Annotated in this window: 3 protein-coding genes; all 3 read right to left on the reverse strand. The window is 59.6% G+C overall.

The window, feature by feature from the left end:
* Window positions 1-119: 119 nt before the first annotated feature.
* Window positions 120-392: a hypothetical protein gene (locus NGR01S_RS31260; RefSeq protein ID WP_156511131.1), complete on the reverse strand. Its 273-nt coding sequence runs from the start codon at window positions 390-392 to the stop codon at window positions 120-122.
* A complete protein-coding gene (locus tag NGR01S_RS31265) occupies window positions 389-718 on the reverse strand; it encodes a hypothetical protein (RefSeq protein WP_063916151.1) in 330 nt (109 codons plus the stop codon). Before NGR01S_RS31265 ends, NGR01S_RS31260 begins: the two co-directional genes overlap by 4 nt.
* A gap of 21 nt (window positions 719-739) precedes the next feature.
* A partial coding sequence (locus NGR01S_RS31680; RefSeq protein ID WP_063042122.1) for a hypothetical protein occupies window positions 740-1,148 on the reverse strand: 409 nt, incomplete at its 5' end.

Raw genomic sequence — 1,148 nt, forward strand, 5'->3', positions numbered from 1 at the left:
GAAGTTGGTGGTATCGACCTCGGCCTTTTTCAGGCTGATTTCCACCTGGGAGCAGTGATCGGAAAAGTCGACGCCATCGATTTCGATATACGCGTCACGGAGCACAAGCTTCGCCATGGTCAAACTCTTTTCTTGGGTGCAGGTTTATCAGCAACCACGGGAGTTGTTTCCTCGGCTGCTTTCTTTGTTTCTGGGAGGGGTTTTTCCTCCACCAGGCCGGCAGCCAGCAATCGGTCGGCTTGATCGCGAGGCAGCTCTATCTCTTCGCCACGGCTTTTCTCGTTGACCTTCCGGCGTGTCGCCACGATGTAGGTCCGGGTTGCCGTCTGTTCTGCGATCAATTCCTGCCGCTCGGCTGCAATTCGGGCTCTGGTTGCAGCGCTGAGGGTCACGACAGTTTCACCACCGCAACGGTCACGCTGGTCTGCGCGGAAGTGGTGATCGTCGCGCGGCCCGCTTCGCCGGAATAGGCTTTGCGCAGGGGGATCCACGCTTCGGCGCCGTTGGCGACAGTGACCTCTTTCGGAGGCAGTGCTTCGCCGTATTCGGTATCGCCGTCGACAGCCACGGTCACCGTGATGGGCGAGCCGCCGCCGTTCTTATAGACCGCGAAGGTATTACGGCCACTGCCGACCTCTGCGGTATCGGACGCCGACGCGGCAGCAAAAGTAGGAGCTGTTCCCGCGTCGACAACATGCTGAGTAGCAAGAGCTGCCATGAGCCCCCACCTCTTTCGGATTTATGCCGCGCTGTTGTCGAGAGTTACGCGGACTTTGAGAATTGCGCTGAGGCAGTCGATGCCGGCCCATTTGCCTTTGCTGCCGTAGCCGTCCACAGAAAGGACACGGGCATCGGCAACGCCATCGATTCCGAGAGTTTCGTTCTCGTAGAGCGCTTGGCGTATGGAGTCGGGGCCTTCGCCTTCAATGAATCGGTCGAGCAGGTCCTGAGCCAGGGCTTCGTCTGTATTGCGCACCAGGACATAGAGGTTGAAGTCCCAGACGTCGGTACCCCGGTGCATCGCCAGATCGAATTGGGCTTTTTGTGGCTCGACCAGGACCGCCGGCAGTTGGCCATCACCCTGGATGCGCGGGTAGGGGTAGATGGTCGTCTGCGTGTACTCGCGGATAGCGTCGACCAGGCCCTGA

Source organism: Nocardia grenadensis NBRC 108939 (genome assembly GCF_001613445.1).
GTDB lineage: Bacteria > Actinomycetota > Actinomycetes > Mycobacteriales > Mycobacteriaceae > Nocardia > Nocardia grenadensis.

Coding starts and splice junctions, on each gene's coding strand:
- NGR01S_RS31265 (WP_063916151.1), bottom strand. CDS start 718: ATGGCAGCTCTTGCTACTCAGCATGTTGTCGACGCGGGAACAGCTCCT.